Source organism: Planctomycetota bacterium (assembly GCA_021414025.1).
Taxonomy (GTDB): domain Bacteria; phylum Planctomycetota; class Phycisphaerae; order Phycisphaerales; family SM1A02; genus SYAC01.
Genome location: JAIOPG010000007.1, coordinates 202,387 through 218,987 on the forward strand (window position 1 = coordinate 202,387; position 16,601 = coordinate 218,987).

Sequence of the window (16,601 nt, forward strand, 5' to 3'; positions counted from 1 at the left end):
CTCAGGCGTAGCTGTGCAGCCCGGTGATCACGAAGTTGATCACGATCCAGTTGAAGAGCATCACCCCGGCGCCGATTAGAGCCAGCACCGCGGTCCAGAGTCCCTTGTCCTTGCTGCGCCAGCGGGTGTGGATGAGCACCGCGAAAACCACGAAGGTATTGAGGGCGAAGACTTCCTTGGGATCCCAGCCCCAGGGTCGGCCCCAGCTGTGGTCGGCCCAGATGGCACCCATGGCGATGCCCGACCAGAGCATCACGAAAGAAAGCTCCATCAGCGTCATGGTGACGCCGTCCAGGACTTCGCCCACGCGCGAGGCCGGCATCGCGTCGGCGGGCACGCCGTCGGCGCTGAGCATCATCATCTCGCCGGCGCCGCCGATGCGCGCGTGCGAGGGCGGCCCGCCGCCGATCCGCCACGCCAGGTAGAGCGCCGCCGAGACCGCGGCCATGAAAATCAGCGCGTAGCTGAAGATGACCACATTCGTGTGGATGTAGAGCCAGATGTCGTGGAGAACCGGCATCATGTTGGAGATCGCGGGGTTGAGCTGCGCCGGCAGCAGGGCGCAGGCCATCAGCGCCGTCATGCTCGCCACCGCGGCGCCCAGCGCGAAGAGCCCGCGCACCGCCGTGCGCCGGAAGAGGATCTCCGCCACCAGGGCCAGGCAGGAGCCGAACCACGCCGAGGTGGTCACCGCCTCGAACATGTTTGAGTTGGGCCAGCGCCCGCTGATGTACCAGCGCAGCAGCAAGGCCGCGCTCTGGAGCGCAAAGGCGACCACGAAGATCACCAGACCGATGCGCCTTGCCACCGGCCACTTCCAGGTGGCGCCCAGCAGCAGGAAGGCGACGCTGGCGAAGAAGAAAAACCAGGTCCAGGTCATTTGACCGGTGCGGAAGTACCAGCTCTCCCACCACAATCGCTCCGTCGACGGGTAGGCCGCCGGATCGATCGCCGCCACGGCCGAGGCGAGATCCCTCGCCGCGCGGCTCGCGGCGGAGGCGTCCCCCAGGCGCCACGCCTCCTGCAACTTCAACCATTGCTCCCCCGCCGCGCCGCCGGCGTCATCCAGCGGCAGCCAGAGTTCGGGCGCCGGACTTTGCCCCGGACCCGCGCCGGGCGGCACCGCGCGCAGGCGCGGCAGGATCTGCTCCGGCTGCAAAAGCGCGATCGCACCGCGCAGCTGGTCGACCTGCTTGGCGGTGCGGATCAGGTCGCCGGAAAGTTGGCGCATGGTCGGCGCGACCGGCTCGATCCAATTCTGTTCGTCGTCGGACCAGAGCAGCGATCGCGCGATCATTCCGTGGGATTGGAAGCCGCGCATCCGATCCGCCAGCGCGGGATCCGCCATCCGCAGGGCCTCGGCGATCCGGGCGCGGACCTCGGCGTTCTTCACGCGGATCACGTCGGCGTCGGCGTAGGCATCGGGCCGCAGGGCCAGGTCCAGCAGCGTGAAGAGCGGGGTTTGCCCACCGATTCTTCGGCCGCCCGAGACATCCTGCATGTAGCTGAAGGCAAAGCTGCCCAGGCTCTTGATGCGACCCTCGTTCATGATGGCCAGCGTCTCGAGCGGGGCCAGGTCGACCTCGCGGGCGAAGTCATTTCCACTGGAACCCTGCGGCGCGAGCCCGCTCTCGCGCACCGTGATGCTGGCGCTTGCGGAGTTCGGCGCGGGTGGCTGCGCCTGCGCCCTGCCGGGTATGAAGAGCGCGACGAGCAGCAACATTGCGCTGGTCATGGCCGTCGTCGGATGCAGCCGGCTCTGCGCTGCGCTCTTGGACTTCTCCAGCGACCGGCGCTTGATCACCGGCTTCACATAGAAGGCGTAGCACATGCCCAGCGCTGCCAGGATGGCTCCCGCCAGTTGCAGCCAGACGCCCTGGCGCGAGCCCACGCCCAGCACCGTGAAGTTCAGTCCGGCGCTGGCGGGCACACCCTCCTCGCCCGCGTCGGGGGGATCCCACTGCGCCTGGAAGAACCAGAGTCCGCTGCGCTCGACGGGCTGGTTCACGCTCACCGCCTGGGGCTCGCTCCATGATCCGTCGGGCTCGCCGAAGCGCAACTGGCTGGTGTAGTCGCGGATCGTCGCGGTCTCGCCGGTGAAGCCGCCAAGATTCGCCGTCAGCGTGAAAGTCTCCAGCGCGACCGGGCAAGGCAGCGGCAGGCGGCGGCGCGAAAACAAGACTTCCGCCTCGCGCCCATCGGCCAGGCGGATCCGCGCCGGCTGGAAGGCCTGCCTTCGCAGCACATCTTCGGGCCGGTCGAAGGCATAGTCGTTGTAGCGGATCCACTTGGACTCGCCGTTGCTGGTGCCGATCCGCGCCATGGCCAGTCGCTCACCGGTCTCCTTGGCTCGCTGATTCTCCGGCACGATCAGCGGCAGCGACTCTTCGACGGCGCGGGGGAAGTACTCCATGACGCGCATCGCCGTCCCCTCGCCCACGGCAACGGACTCGCCGATCGCGAGCGGGCGGATCTCGGGCTTCTCGCCGATGGCCAGCGCCACCGTGAGCTGCGCCGGATCGGGGCCCGCGATCAGCGTGATGGGATAGTGGCCGATGCCCGGCACGTAGCGCGCCACCAGCTCGGGAGCCATGCTCACCGGCGCGGATTTGGGATCGGGATTGTCGCCGGCCTTCATGTCGCGATTGAGCGCCGGATCATCGAAGATCCAGCGGCGGAACTCGCCGTGCGGCGTGCGCAGGTCGACGATGGCCACGCTCACCTCGCCCCCCGAGAGCACGATGTCATCCTGGACCGCCGAGATCCGCAGTGCGTAGCCGCGCCCGGCGGGCCCGATCGGAATGAATCCGTCGGCGCCGGGGGGAGTGGTCAGCGACACGGCGAATTCGCCCGCGCCCTCCAGCGTGAATTGAATCACCGAGTCGCGGGTGCGCTGCGCCAGCTCCGGCGCCGACGAGACGAAGCGGAACCGGATGAGGTCGCCATCGGAGACGCGGCCGCGTGAGTCGAAGGCGGAGAGCGTGAAGTCGCGCGAGGCGCCGGTGGAGCGCTCGATCCGCACGCGAAGGGCCGGATTCAGCGGGCTGTTGGGCGCGCCGCGGCCAAGGCGGCTGCGCTCCACGGCATAGCGCAGGTAGCCGGTGGCGAAAAAATCTGTGTCGCGAAAAGGATCGTCCGCGGCGACGGCGGGAATCGCCACGTCAATCGGAAACACCGGCTCATCGCCGCTGGTCGAGATCGCCTGGCCGCGCTCGGAGATCGAGTCGTTGTAGAAGGGCAGGCCCTCGATTGGCCGCATGCTCCAGGCGAGATCGCCGGGACGGCGCACATAAAGGGCCCACGACTTCACCAGGTCATTCTTCAAATAGAACCAGCGCTGCCCCGCGTACTCCACGCGAGCCACGAGCAGAGGCTCGATGATCGGCACGCCTTTGGCCTTCATGGCCCGCTCGATGGGCTTCTGCGCATCCCCGGTGAACAGAATGTCCTCCGACAATTCCGGATGCCCCGCGATCACCTGGCGAATGAATTTCTGCCGCGGCCCCTCAACCGCGAGCATGATGCTGTAGGCATGTTCGCCCGCGGCGCTTCCGGTGCGGATCTCCCAGGAGGGATCGATCGACGCCACCTGCACGCTCCACACTTCGCCGCCGGCCTGGATCCGCGTCTGATTGCCGGGCGAAGCCAGCAGCCGGCCGGCGCCTTTGCCCGCGCCGTCGCTCGAAGCGATCTCAAGGACCACCTCGCGCCGCGACACCGGCGCGTCGCCTTCGACCTTGGTGGAGAAGTACCAGACGCTTCCCGCGATCACGGTCAGGATGCCGGTGTGAATCGTCCACACGCCGAAGTTGACCGGCCGCAGCGGAATGCGCCGCAGCGTGGTCCAGGCGATGTTGGCGGCGATCAGCCCCAGCAGCGTGGTGAAGGGCCACCAATGGAACCACTCAAACTCCGTCATCTCGAAGGGCCGCCACTGCCGGAGCATGGCGTGCCGCCAGGCGTCGGGGTGGAAGAGATTGGGGTGGACCGGATAGACAATGCCGGCGCTGCCCACGGTCATGTAGACGAAGAGCGTCACCAGCAGCGTGATCCCCAGCTTCACATTTGAAAAGAGGTCGGAGATCGAGCGAAGGAGCTTCATGGGCGGGGCCGCAATCCTACGAGGGGAAGGCGGACCCGGCCACGCGAAAAGAAATGGTTACGATACGCGCCCCATGAGGAACACCATGAATCCATCCATCCGAACCGCCGTCGTTGTTGGTCTTTTGTCCGCCGCCACCTGGATCAGCGCCTGCAAGTCCACGACGGAAACAACGGTCACGCCGCACGAAGAGGCAACCCCGGCGGCGACCGCCGCGCCGGCGACGAGCACCTCGACTCCTGCTTCGACTTCCAGCGCGTCGACCCCGGGCGCGGCAACCGCTGCGAGCGCTCCGGCCGCTTCCACCAGCGCTTCGACCGCTGCGAGCACAACTCCCGCGCCCGCGGCCGCACCGACCAAGCCCATGCCTTCGGCACCGACCGCTCCTGCGGCTCCCAAGCCTGCCACCGCGACGGCTCCCGCGCCGGCCGCCCCCGCCACGGCGCCGATGCCCATGGCCGACAAGATGTACGTCGTGATGGAGACCAGCAAGGGCAACGTCGTGATCGAGCTCGACCACAAGAATGCTCCCGCGAGCGTCGAGAACTTCCTCAACTATGTGAACTCCGGCTACTACAGCGGCACGGTCTTCCACCGGGTCATGCGCGACTTCATGATCCAGGGCGGCGGCTTCACCACCGACCTGACCCAGAAGCCGACCAACGCCCCGATCAAGAATGAGGGCGGCAACGGCCTGAGCAACAGCAAGTTCTCGATCGCCATGGCCCGCACCAACGATCCCAACTCCGCGACCAGCCAGTTCTACATCAACACCGTCGACAATCCCGCCCTCAATTCCAAGAGCGGCCGCCCCGGCTACGCGGTCTTCGGGCAGGTCATCGACGGCCAGGATGTGGTCAAGGCGATCGAGGTGGTGCCGACCACCCGCAAGCCGCTCAACACGCCGCAAGGTGCGATTCCTTCGAAGGATGTTCCGGTGGACATCGTGCAGATCATCTCGATGAAACAGCTGGCCGCCAAGCCTGACATCAAGAAGTAAGCGCAAAATCGCGGCAATTCATCGCTGCGACTTCGCCCGTTCCAGCGCGGAGACCAGTTGCTTTTCGTCCCAGACCGGCACGCCCAGCGTCCGCGCCTTCTCCAGTTTGCTGCCGGCGTCGCTGCCGGCGATGACAAAGTCGGTCTTCTTGGAGACCGAACCGGTCACCTTGGCACCGAGCGACTCGAGCTGCTCGGTCAACTCTGAGCGCTCGAAGTTCTCCAGCGTGCCGGTGAGCACGATCGTCTTCCCCGCGAAGGGCGAGTCGCCCCCCGCCACTGACTTCGCCCCGTGCAGCGGACTCTTCAGGTCCACGCCGACGCTCTCGAGGTCCTTGAGCATCTTGCGGACATCCTTGCGGCGCAGATCGCTTTCCAGGCTCGCCGCGGTGATCTCGCCAAAGTCCTCCAGCGCCTCGAGCTCCTCGCGGGTCGCCTTCAGCAGCGCGTCCGCGTCGGGATAGGCGCGGGCCAGAGTCTTGGCCGCCGCGGTGCCGATGTGGCGCAGGCCCAGCGACGCCAGCACGCGGGCCAGACCCCGCTTCTTCGCTTGCTCCGCCGAGGCCACGATGGATTCCGCGGTCTTCTGGCCGATCTTGCGCGTCTGCGTCCCTGTGGCCGTCGTCGCTTCGCTGGTGATGTTGGCGAGCTTGGCCGCGTCCAGCTTGAAGAGATCGGCGAAGCGCTTCACCAGCCCCGCGTCGACGAGTTGGTCGACCACCTTCTCGCCCAGCCCCTCGATGTCCATCTGGTCGCGGCCGACGAACCACTTCACGCGCTCGCGGAACTGCGCCTGGCACGCCGGATTGCGGCAGAAAATTTTCGGCCCCTCCTTCTCCAGCTCGCTGCCGCAACTGGGGCATTCCACGGGTGCGACCACCTTGGCGCTGCTCCTCTTTCGCGCGGAAAGATCCACCTCGACCACCTGCGGGATGATCTCGCCGGCCTTTTCGATCACCACCCGGTCGCCCACGCGGATGTCCTTGCGCCAGATCTCCTCGATGTTGTGCAGCGTGGCATGGCGCACGGTGGTGCCGCCCACGAAGACGGGCTCCATGGTGGCCCGCGGCGTGAGCGTGCCCCCCTTGCCCACCTGCCACTCGATGTGGACCAGCGTGGTCGGCTTGCGCTCGGCGGGATACTTGTAGGCGATCGCCCAGCGCGGCGACTTGCTGGTCGAGCCCAGTTTCCCGCGCATGGCGAAGGAGTCGATCTTGACCACCATGCCATCGACGCCAAAGTCCAGTTGATGGCGATCGGCGTCGAATTGCTCGATCGCGGCGCAGGCCGACTTGCAATCCTTGCAGCGCACGCTTCGATCGCTGGTTGGAATGCCCCATGTCCTGGAGTGCGCGAGCATGTCCCAGTAGCAGCCTTCCTTCATCGGATCGACTTCGCCGATTCCATGCATGGTGAAACGCAGGCCGCGCGAGCGAACCACTGCGGGATCCAGGCTCTTGAGTGTTCCCGCTGCGGAGTTTCGCGCATTGACGAACAGCGGCTCGCCATCTTTTTCGCGCTGCTCGTTCACGCGTTCAAAGACGGTGAGCGGAATGTAGATTTCGCCGCGCACTTCCAGAACCCGCGGAGCGGTGCCCTTCAGCCGCAGCGGCACGCTGCGGATCGCGCGGATGTTGCCGGTGACATCGTCGCCGGTGGCGCCATCTCCGCGGGTCACGGCCTGGACCAGCAGCCCCGACTCGTAGCGCAGCGAGATCGCCACGCCGTCGATCTTCGGATCCGCAACTACGACCGGCGCCTCGCCCAGCGTCGCTTCGCAGCGCGCATACCACTCTCGGAAGGAGTCAAGGTCGTAGGTGTTGTCGACCGACTGCATCGGCACGCGGTGCGCCGCGCTCTGGAAGCCCTTGCTCGGCGCGCCGCCCACCCGCGACGCAGGACCGTTGGGATCGGCCAGCTCCGGATGCGCCTTCTCGATGGCCGCCAATTCGGCGAGCAGATCGTCGAACTCCCGGTCGCTCATGAAGGGGGCCGCGTGCGTGTAGTAGGACTCGTTCGCCCGCTCCAGGAGCTCCGTCAATTCCTTGGCGCGTTTGGCGGGCGTCGTCGATGGCTTCATGGGCGCGAAGTCCTAGTCATCCGCCGAGATCGCGTCCGGCCCCTGCCCGGCGGTCTTCTCGTAGTGGCCGTCGCCCCGCTTCTCGAATCGGGAGAAGCCAAGCCGCTCCAGGTTCGACTTGGAGTAGCGGCCCTTGTCCGACATGGTCTGCACCTGCGGCAGCACGATCGCGCGGCGCACCGGTTCGCCGGTTTCCGGATGCGCCGTGAGCGCGGGATCGCTCAGCCGCTGGAACACTTCAAAGCGTTCTCCGGCTTCTCCTCCAGGCTTGACCACTTCGTAGACATAGGTGGGCATCGGGCAATCTCTTCACGAAAGCATAGGTTCAAGGAATTTTTTTGCAGCCGCAATTTCCTCCACCCGGCGCTCTCCGCCTTCGCGCTCGATCACCACCGCGACCTCCCTGGGCAGGGCTGCGACCAGCTCCATGAAGAGCTTCCACGGCACCTGCCCTGCGCCGACCGCGGTTTCGCGGCCCCAGACTTCGGACTGACCGCTGGCGATGGCGTCCTTGGCGTGCACCTGGCGCACGCGCTCGCGCAGGCGGCGAAAAGCCGGCAGCGGATCCTCGAGTCCGTAGAGCAGCATGTTGGCCGGATCGAAGTTCACCCCCGTCTCGGGCCTCTGCAGATCCTCCAAGGCCCGCTCCAAAGTGGCCGACTTTTCCTGGCCGCTCTCGAAGGCGACCTGGACGCCGTGCTTGGCGAAGAGATCGATGATCTCGCGGAGGCGCTCGAGCATCACGGCGCGCAGCGGATCGCCGGTGTCCTCGGGCAGGAAGCCCGCGTGAAAGGTGACTAATGCGATGCCGTGTTTCCGCGCGAGGTCGGCGACCAGGCCGGCGCGCTCGCGGTTGGCGGACCAATGCTGATCGCAGCGCACGCCGCCGGTTTCGCGGATGCGCGCAATCGACGAGTAATCCTCGCCGATCATCGCCAGCATGCCGCTTTCGATTTCGATGCCCTCGCCGCGAAGCAATTCAATCGCGCCGCCCCAGAGATCCGGCTGCGCCACCAGTGGAACCAGCGCCAATTGCACGCGGTCCATCCCGGCCAATCTCAGCCGGGCGAGCAATTCACCGGGATCTTTCGGACGCAGGCTCCAGGAGCAGACGGCGAGTTGGCGCTTCGGCATCGCCTCAAAGCCTATCGAACCTTGTTCCGAGCGTCCGCGAACACCGCGGCGTCACCATGCACGCGGCTTCGCCCCTAGAAGCGGGCTTCAACTGCCCCTAAGATGGCCTCGTGAGCAGTGCCCCCGCGGAATCCCGGATCACCAAGGTGGAATCGACGACTGTCGCTCGGACAGCGCCGATCGAGCCGGCCGTCGCCAAGAAGACCCTGAGCGAGCGCGCCGAGGCCTTCATCAGCCGGCTGAGCACCCGCAACTGGTTCTGGCAGAAGGTGTGCAGCCTGATCTGGCTGCCCTACGCCTTCCGCTCGGGCATCACCATGCGGCGCGTCGATTCCAACCGCTTCACCGCACTGCTTCCTTTCAGCCGCGGCAACCGCAACTGGTACAACGCCATGGCGGGCGCGGCGCTGCTGGGCAACAGCGAGGTGGCGGCGGGACTCTTCCTCTTCGGCAAGGTCGGCAGCGACTACTTCGTGGTCTGCAAGAAGATGGAGTACCGCTTCCTGCGCCCCTGCGTCGGCCCGGCACTCTACGACATCGCCGCCGAGCAGGACATCGACGAACTGGTTAAGGCCGGCGGCGAGTTCAACATCGACCTCGACATCAACATTCACCAGCAGATGGGCAAGAAGCGCGGCGACAAGCGGGTCGGCCGCTGTCGGATCATCTTCCATTGCACGCCAAAGGCCGCGGCCAAGGCCCGGGCCCTGCGCAAATCGAAGAAGCTCTCCGAGGCCGACGCCGCCGCCGACAACTGAACTCGACAGCGCCGCGTGTTGCGGGCATTATGCGGCGCATGCGACGATCCCTCGAGGTGGCGGGATGGGGTTTCTATCTCGCCAGCAGCTGGACCTGGTGCATTGGAATGTTCCTGCCGATCCTTCTGCTGCGATGGTGGGGATGGCCGGGCTTCCTCGCCTTCGCGGTGCCGAACATTCTGGGATGCGTCGCCTTCGGATACCTCTTCACACCCGAATCCAGCCGCCAGTTCGTCGCTCGCTTCGCCCCGTCGATCCGCTGGTTCGCCTGGATCACCATCGCCTACCAATCCTGGTTCGGTTCGTGGGCGGACCGCAAGCTGGGCATGAACGGCGCGCTCAACGCCACGATGAACTGGCCGGACCTCTGCCGACTTCTTCCACTGGTCTTCCTCATGATTCCGGGAAGCAGCCGCTTCTGGATCATCGCCGGAACACTCTGCACGCTTGCCAGCTTCACGCTCTTCGCGATGTCGGGCTCAGGGTCGCTGGGCGATCCTCCCGTCGCTGGAACGCTGGCGCCGATCTCGCTGGCGTGGGCCGCGCCCTTCATGGCCTTTGGATTCCTGCTTTGTCCGGCCCTGGATCCGACCTTCCACCGCGCGCTGCAGCAGAGCCCGAGCCGCCACTGCTTCGCGGTCTTTGGAGTGGCATTCGCGGCGCAACTTCTCTTCGCCGCGTCCACCTTCGACGCCGCCACCGGTCTCGCCTCGCTGGCCTGGCCGGTCGCAGCGCAAATTGTCATGCAGACCACCTTCACCATGTGCGCCATGGTCGCCGTGACCAGCCCCGGAGCGAAGCGCGGCTGGGCGACGGCGCCTGCCTGGCTGCCGCGATTCGCGGGCCGACCGAGCTTGATGGGCTTCGTGTCGGTGCTGGCCCTGCCCGTGGTCGGCATGGCGCTGGGCCGTTTCGTGCTGGACCTTTTGACCGCCATCACCGTGGATGTCCCAGCGATGATGCCCGCGAGCGAGCTGCTGGCGCCCGGCGCTCCATTGAGCGGCCCGGGCGAGGCCTCCTATCTGAGATGGCTGGGTTTCTACGGCGTGCTCTTTCCGGCGTGGCTGCTGCTGAAGCTGCGGCGCGTCCCGGGCCTGGTCGCCTGGCCGGCCATCTTCGTCGCCGCCATCGCGGCGGAGCGGGGCATGGTGGGGGCGAGAACCTCCTTTCTGCTGATCGCGCTCGGGGTGATTCTGGCGGCGGCCCTCTGGCAAAGCGACAATTCGATCAAAGAGCCTGAAATTGCCGAAGATCAGGGGCGTTCCACGGCCTGAGTGCGAATATTGCGACAACCGACTCAACGACCTGCGATCTTTGGACGATTGTTGGGTTTGAACCTGAGGACCCTGGATGCTTGATGACGCCCTGAAACCCCTGCCCGCGAAGTCGTTCGACTACGACGCGGCGGTCCATCTGCTCAACCGCGCCGGTTTCGGCGGCACGCCGGCGCAGGCCCGCTCGCTGGCGGATCTTGGGCTGGACAAGGCGGTCGACCAGCTCGTGAAGTACGAAGCGAAGCCGATCGAGCCGGTCAAGGCGGACCTCTTCGAAAAGGACATCATGCGCCCGCCGACCGACGAGGAGCGCGAAGAGGCGCGCAAGGCCCGCCAATCCAACGACGAGGAGGCGCTGGCGAAGATCCAGCGCGAGCGCCAGCGCCGACAGGGCGACGACCGCAAGCAGATCGCCGAGCTGCAGAAGTGGTGGATCAAGCGCATGATCGAGACGCCGCGGCCGCTGGAAGAGAAGATGACGCTCTTCCTGCACGGCCACTTCGCCACCGGCTACCGCACCATCGAAGACAGCTACCACATGTTCCAGCAGAACCAGCTTTTCCGGAAGTTCGCCACCGGCAATTTCGGGGAGCTGGCCCACCGGATCATCAAGGATCCGGCGATGATCAAGTACCTGGACAACGACGAGAACCAGAAATCCAAGCCCAACGAGAACCTGGCCCGCGAGCTCATGGAGCTCTTCACGCTGGGCGAAGGACACGGCTACACCGAGGCGGACATCAAGGAGGGCGCCAGGGCGCTCACCGGATACACCTTCGACGATGACACCTTCCGTTACAACGCCAACAATCACGACACCTCGACCAAGACCATCATGGGCAAGAGCGGCGCCTACGACGGCGACGGCTTCCTCGATCTCATCCTGGCACGCAAGGAATGCGCCGAGTTCATCGCCGCCAAGCTCTTCAAATTCTTCGTCAACGACACGCCGGGCGACCCCTCCAAGGAGCAGAAGGCCTTTGTGCTTGCGATGGCCAACAAGCTGCGCTCCTCCAAGTACGAATTCAAGCCGCTGCTGGACGCGGTCTTCTCGAGCGCTTACTTCTACTCGCCCGCCAACCGCGGCGCGATCATCAAGAGCCCGATCCAGCTGACCGTGCAGGCGGTGCGCAGCCTGCGCACTCCGGTGCGCGAGCTCAGCGCGCTGGCCAGCGCCACCGACCTGATGGGGCAGAATGTTTTCTTCCCGCCCAACGTCAAGGGGTGGGATGGCGGCCGCAGCTGGATCAACACCAGCACCCTCTTCATCCGCCAGAATCTGCTGGTCTACCTGCTCACGGGGCGCAAGCCCGACATGTACGAGTGGCAGGCCAGTGACATTCCCTTTGACGCCACGCATCTGGTTGACCATCTGCGCAAGCCGGACGGCACGGTCGACATGACGGCCGGCATCGAGTACCTGCTTCAGTTCAATTTGGCGCAGCAACCCTCGCCGCTTCGCGTGCAGCAAGTCGTATCATTCGCCAAGAGTCGCGGCGAGCGACTGGACAACGATCGAATCATCGCCGTGCTCGCGTTGACCACGGCCATGCCGGAATACCAACTCTGCTAGGGAGCCCACCATGAGCGAACCCACCACCCCCTACTCGCGCCGCTTCTTCCTGCAGCATGGCGTGGCCCTGGCCAGCATGGTCACCACCATCCCGCAGTTCATCCAGAACTCGGCGCTGGGCATGATCTCGCAGCTCGCGGGCAATCCCGGCGGCGCGGGTCTGCCCCAGGATCGCATCCTGGTCGTGGTGCAGCTGGGCGGCGGCAACGACGGCTTGAATACCGTGATTCCCTTCGGGATGAACGACTACTACAACGCGCGCCCCACCATTGGCATTCCGGCGCCCAACGGCACGGCGCGAGGACAGACCGGCGTGGCTCTGATGCTCGACCAGCAGCGCGGCCTGGGATTGAATCCCTCGCTCAGGGGACTGAAGAGTTTGTATGACGACGGCAAACTCGCCGTGCTGCAGGGCGTGGGCTATCCCAATCCCAACCGAAGCCACTTCACCAGCATGGACATCTGGCAGACCGCCAAGACCGACGCCAAGGGCAACGGCTGGATCGGCCGCTACTTCGACAACACCTGCAACGGCACGCCGCTGCCCGAGGGCTCCATCAGCATCGGGCGCACCGCGCCGCTGGCTCTCAACGGGCAATTGCAGAAGCCGATCTCCTTTGAGAGCGCCGAATTGTTCCGCTGGCTCGGCAAGGACTTGCACAAGAGCCTCGATGAGCCTTATCAGCAGATCAACCGCGCCGGCACGCTTCCCGAAACCACCGAGAACAGCCAGGCCGCCTTCCTCATGCGCACGGCGCTGGACGCGCAGCTCAGCAGCGACCGCATCCGCGCCGCCGTCGGCAAGACGCCGCTGACGACCTGGCCCAACTCCGACATCGCCGACCAGCTTCGCATTGTGTCGGCGCTGATCCGCGACGGCCTCTCGACGCGCGTCTACTACGTCTCCAAGTCCGGCTTCGACACGCATGCCGGGCAGCTGGGCAGCCACGGCCGCACGCTGCAGCAGGTGGGCGATGCGCTGGCGGCCTTCCAGAAGGAATTGGCGGCGCAACATGCGGAAGATCGCGTGATCACCATGGTCTTCAGCGAGTTCGGCCGGCGCGTCAAGCAAAACGCCAGCGGCGGCACCGACCACGGAACCGCGGCGCCAATGTTCGTGATCGGATCCAAGGTCAAGGCCGGCGTGCACGGCGACCATCCAAGCCTCACCGACCTGGACCAGGGCGATCTGAAGTTCAAACAGGATTTCCGCGGTGTCTATGCCAACATCCTCGACGAGTGGATGAAGGCGCCAAGCGCCAAGATCCTGGGCGGAACCTACGGCAAGAGCTCGATCATCAAGGCGTGAGCAAGGCGCGAGCGTGAGACAATATGATTTGAGCGAGTGGTGAAACAGCACTATCTCGCACCGCCAACGCTAAGTACCCGCGTCTTGAGTTGGGTCCTGGTTCTTTATTCCATTCTTGCCATGTTTGTTGGTTGCATGCAATCGGCGTTGGGCCACCTTGGTGTCGATGAATTGGTGGTGTCAGCGGTCGAGATCGCAATGGTGGATGTTGTGACAATTGCGTTGTACTGGCGATTGGCGATCGCTTTAAAAAAGATGAAGCCCGAGAGACTTCTCTGGCTCAACCTCTTGATGGCCGTGCTGATGACCGTGGCGTTTTACTGGGTGCTTGCCATTGCCTTTGACTGGTTTCCGAGATCGGGCGACCTCTTTCCGTGGTGGCTGCTGTCCTTTCCATTGATCGGGATGCTCGTGAGAACATTTTTCACACATCGAGCCGGCACATCGATGCATTGCCCCAAGTGCGAATACGAGTTCCAGTTTGGCGACGCGGCCGAGGCGCCTCGCCGATGCCCGGAGTGCGGCAAAGAATGGCTTGGCCATCTCAAGCAAGGCCGGCGATCGCGGCCACCGAAGTGGATCGTTGCCGGATTGATGTTTATGGTGGGCACAACCGTGGTGGCGATGACTCCGGTCTCCTGTATGGCGTTCCTGTCGCCATACCTGCCCACTCCGCTGTTGTGCGCGTCTCTCTATGTGGCGCCATTGAACACACCGCCCGTTTGGATGGAGTTGGAGACTCGCCCTCTGGAATCCTGGGAGATCTGGACCATGGCAGAAAGAGTTCTAGCTATGCGGGCAAAGAGCCAGTACAACCGAGGTTCGATCCGGTGGTTTGAATCGATGGCTGCAACGGGACAGATCTCGCAGAACTTGTTGGCACGGTTCTATGGCGAAGGATTTGCAGCAGAAATGATTGTGCCATCTCATGTGAAGGCGGGTCAGATGTTTCCCGCAGTGCTTCGTGTGACGCATGTCGCCTACGACAGTGGATCAAGACTGTTTCTGATGTTTGCGGGATACACCGTTGGCGATTCGACAACGACCGTGGGGCGACGACCCATGGCTATCGCGGGATCGGATCTTCAACCGAATTACTTCCTCGGATCCTTGCGTCATCGGGATGCGCTGGATCAATTGCTCACAGTGGAGCAACGGGGAGAAGTTCGAGTGCGTGTGGTGTACTGGCTTGTGTACATGCCAGGGAGCACCATCAGCGTCAATGCGAATTGGCATGAGGATGGCACTCCGGAGAAGCCGATTCAGGCAATTTGGTTTGAACGCGTGGAGTTGGATAAATATGTGCTAGTGGAATGAGTTGATTGCGGCGCCCATGCCTTCACTCATCAACACCGGGCGGATCGATGCCCTCGCCCTCGTCGATCTCCGGTTCCACGCCTTCGGGCAGAGCCTTGAGAAACGCGCGGCCGTAGCTCTTGCGCAGAATCCGGGAATCCAGCACCACGACGCGCCCGAAATCCTGGCTTGAGCGGATCAGCCGCCCGAAGCCCTGACGGAAGCGCAGCACGGCGCGGGGCAACTGGTCATCGCGGAAGGAGTCGCCCCCCTCGCGCGTGAGTTTCTCGCCGCGCGCCTTGGTGAGCGGTTTGTCCGGGCTCTCGAAGGGCAGCCGCGTGATGATCACATTGCGAAGTCCGTCGCCGCGCACGTCCACCCCCTGCCAGAAGCTGTTCACGCCAAAGAGCACGCTGCGCGTATCGTCGCGGAAGCGCTCGAGCATGGTGGTGCGCGAGAGTCCGCGGCCCTGCACGAAGAATGGGTGCTGTTGGCGGCCGAGCTCCGTCTCCACGACGCGGGCGACGCGCTCCATGGTGGCAAGGCTGGTGAAGAGAACGAAGGCGCCGCCATCGGTCTCGCGCACATGGCGCAGGATCCGGTCGGCCAGCGCCGGCTCGAAGCCTTCGTCCGCCGGACCGGGCATGGTCGCGTCGACGATGAACTTGACCTGCCGTGGCAGATCGAAGGGGCTCCCCAGTTGAACAGTCTGCGCGTCGTCGCAGCCGAGGCGCCGCGCGATCAGCGAGAAGTCATCCGCGTCGGTGGCCAGGGTGGCGCTGGTGAGCACCACCGAAATATTCCGCGAGAAGAGTTGCTCGCGCAGCAGCGGCGCCACGTCCACGGCCGCTGCCTGCAGCTCGACCGTCGCGCGGCCGCGCTTGCGGCCTCGGCGCCGGGCTTCCACCCAGTAAACGCAACCCGGAATCTCCTGCGCGACCAGCGCCCGGCAGGTGTTGGCGTGGGCCTCCGCGCGCTCGGCAAAGGCGTTCAGCTCGAACTGGTCCGCCTCCCCCGCCGACTCGCGGAGCATCCGCAGCGTGCCTGCCAACTCGCCCATCGGGCCGCTCAGCGCGTCCTCCACGGCGGCGGCGCTCAGGACGCGCTGCTCGCCGGCGGACTCCGGATCCGTGGACCCGTTCTGGGCCAGGTGGCGCAGGTCCATGAAGAGAGCTTCGGCGGCATGCTCGCAGAGCTCCACCTTCCGCACCGCCTGCTCCACTCGCTCGAGGCCCGCGCTCTGCAGGCGAAGTTGCGGCAGGTAACCCTTGCCGCTGCTGGAGACGAGCGTGCGCAGCAGATGCCGCACGCCGCTTTCGGTCAGTCGCGAACCGAAGTGTTCGCTGGCCACCGTCTCGATCTCATGCGCCTCGTCCAAAATTGCGTGGGCGTAGTCGGGCAGGAAGCCGCGGCCGCGGGCCCGCATCGCCAGATCGCTGAAGAAGAGGGCGTGGTTGCAGACCAGGATGTCGGCGTTCTCCATCCGCCGCCGCGCCGACTGGTAGAAGCACTTGTCGTAGGTCGGGCAGCGCTTGCCCATGCAATTGTGCGTGTCGCTCTGCACCTGGTCCCAGATCGAATCGGGCTTGAGCACGGGCAGCGAGGAGAGCGTGCCGTCGCGGGTGGTCATGGCCCAATCCTCGATCGCGTGCAACTGGTGGCGATCCTCCTCGTCGCCGAAGAGCCGCTCCTGCCGCTCGCTGGCCAGCTTGAGGCGGCGCAGACTGACGTAATTGCCGCGCCCCTTCACCAGCACCGCGCTGAATTCGTCGCTCGAGGCGGCGCGAAGCAGCGGCAGATCCTTCTCGATGAGCTGCTCCTGCAGGCTGATGGTGTAGGTGGAGATGACCACGCGCTCCTTGGCCTCCACCGCCCGCGCGATCGCGGGGATGAGGTAGGCGAAACTCTTGCCCACGCCGGTGCCAGCCTCCACCAGCAGACGGCCGCGCTTGGCGAGCGTCTCCTCCACGCGCCGCGCCATTTCCACCTGCTGCGGGCGCGTCTCGAAGCCGGAAAGGCGCCGCGCCAGCGGGCCATCTTCGCAGAGCATTGATTCGGCGGGAAGCGTCACGGAGA

The 16,601-nt window shown here is 65.2% G+C and carries 12 protein-coding genes; 6 read left to right on the plus strand and 6 right to left on the minus strand.

What is annotated here, in order from left to right:
- Position 1: 1 nt before the first annotated feature.
- Both ccsA and K8R92_09985 read right to left on the minus strand, forming a co-directional pair.
- A complete protein-coding gene (gene ccsA, locus K8R92_09980; GenBank protein MCE9620224.1) occupies positions 2-4,102 on the minus strand; it encodes a cytochrome c biogenesis protein CcsA in 4,101 nt (1,366 codons plus the stop codon).
- Positions 4,103-4,159: 57 nt separating this feature from the next.
- Positions 4,160-4,567: a hypothetical protein gene (locus K8R92_09985; protein MCE9620225.1), complete on the minus strand. Its 408-nt coding sequence runs from the start codon at positions 4,565-4,567 to the stop codon at positions 4,160-4,162.
- Between K8R92_09985 and K8R92_09990 the strand changes: the two genes are divergently transcribed.
- Positions 4,551-5,102, plus strand: a complete 552-nt coding sequence (locus K8R92_09990; GenBank protein ID MCE9620226.1) for a peptidylprolyl isomerase — start codon at positions 4,551-4,553, stop codon at positions 5,100-5,102. The genes K8R92_09985 and K8R92_09990 overlap by 17 nt on opposite strands.
- A gap of 18 nt (positions 5,103-5,120) precedes the next feature.
- Here K8R92_09990 and ligA read toward each other — a convergent pair whose 3' ends face one another.
- The 3 genes from ligA to K8R92_10005 are packed head-to-tail and all read right to left on the minus strand — an operon-like array spanning position 5,121 to position 8,315.
- On the minus strand, positions 5,121-7,181 hold the full coding sequence (ligA, locus tag K8R92_09995) for an NAD-dependent DNA ligase LigA (protein MCE9620227.1): 2,061 nt from the start codon (positions 7,179-7,181) through the stop codon (positions 5,121-5,123).
- Between the two features lie 12 nt (positions 7,182-7,193).
- A complete protein-coding gene (locus K8R92_10000; GenBank protein ID MCE9620228.1) occupies positions 7,194-7,478 on the minus strand; it encodes a zinc ribbon domain-containing protein in 285 nt (94 codons plus the stop codon).
- Between the two features lie 12 nt (positions 7,479-7,490).
- Positions 7,491-8,315: a sugar phosphate isomerase/epimerase gene (locus K8R92_10005; GenBank protein MCE9620229.1), complete on the minus strand. Its 825-nt coding sequence runs from the start codon at positions 8,313-8,315 to the stop codon at positions 7,491-7,493.
- A gap of 110 nt (positions 8,316-8,425) precedes the next feature.
- Between K8R92_10005 and K8R92_10010 the strand changes: the two genes are divergently transcribed.
- The 5 genes from K8R92_10010 (at position 8,426) to K8R92_10030 (ending at position 14,546) form a co-directional block, all read left to right on the plus strand.
- Positions 8,426-9,073: a DUF4442 domain-containing protein gene (locus tag K8R92_10010; protein MCE9620230.1), complete on the plus strand. Its 648-nt coding sequence runs from the start codon at positions 8,426-8,428 to the stop codon at positions 9,071-9,073.
- Positions 9,074-9,111: 38 nt separating this feature from the next.
- On the plus strand, positions 9,112-10,347 hold the full coding sequence (locus K8R92_10015; protein ID MCE9620231.1) for a hypothetical protein: 1,236 nt from the start codon (positions 9,112-9,114) through the stop codon (positions 10,345-10,347).
- Positions 10,348-10,423: 76 nt separating this feature from the next.
- The gene (locus K8R92_10020) at positions 10,424-11,920 is read left to right on the plus strand and encodes a DUF1800 domain-containing protein (GenBank protein MCE9620232.1); all 1,497 of its coding nucleotides are present in this window, start codon (positions 10,424-10,426) and stop codon (positions 11,918-11,920) included.
- Between the two features lie 10 nt (positions 11,921-11,930).
- Positions 11,931-13,229, plus strand: a complete 1,299-nt coding sequence (locus K8R92_10025; GenBank protein ID MCE9620233.1) for a DUF1501 domain-containing protein — start codon at positions 11,931-11,933, stop codon at positions 13,227-13,229.
- A gap of 39 nt (positions 13,230-13,268) precedes the next feature.
- Complete coding sequence (locus K8R92_10030; protein MCE9620234.1) at positions 13,269-14,546, plus strand: hypothetical protein; 1,278 nt, start codon at positions 13,269-13,271, stop codon at positions 14,544-14,546.
- Between the two features lie 22 nt (positions 14,547-14,568).
- Here the strand turns inward: K8R92_10030 and K8R92_10035 are convergent, their stop codons facing one another.
- Entirely contained in the window at positions 14,569-16,596 is a 2,028-nt protein-coding gene (locus K8R92_10035) for a helicase (GenBank protein ID MCE9620235.1), read from the minus strand.
- Between the last annotated feature and the right edge of the window lie 5 nt (positions 16,597-16,601).

Coding starts and splice junctions, on each gene's coding strand:
- ccsA (MCE9620224.1), bottom strand. CDS start 4,102: ATGAAGCTCCTTCGCTCGATCTCCGACCTCTTTTCAAATGTGAAGCTG.
- K8R92_09990 (MCE9620226.1), top strand. CDS start 4,551: ATGCCCATGGCCGACAAGATGTACGTCGTGATGGAGACCAGCAAGGGC.
- ligA (MCE9620227.1), bottom strand. CDS start 7,181: ATGAAGCCATCGACGACGCCCGCCAAACGCGCCAAGGAATTGACGGAG.
- K8R92_10000 (MCE9620228.1), bottom strand. CDS start 7,478: ATGCCCACCTATGTCTACGAAGTGGTCAAGCCTGGAGGAGAAGCCGGA.
- K8R92_10005 (MCE9620229.1), bottom strand. CDS start 8,315: ATGCCGAAGCGCCAACTCGCCGTCTGCTCCTGGAGCCTGCGTCCGAAA.
- K8R92_10015 (MCE9620231.1), top strand. CDS start 9,112: ATGCGACGATCCCTCGAGGTGGCGGGATGGGGTTTCTATCTCGCCAGC.
- K8R92_10020 (MCE9620232.1), top strand. CDS start 10,424: ATGCTTGATGACGCCCTGAAACCCCTGCCCGCGAAGTCGTTCGACTAC.
- K8R92_10025 (MCE9620233.1), top strand. CDS start 11,931: ATGAGCGAACCCACCACCCCCTACTCGCGCCGCTTCTTCCTGCAGCAT.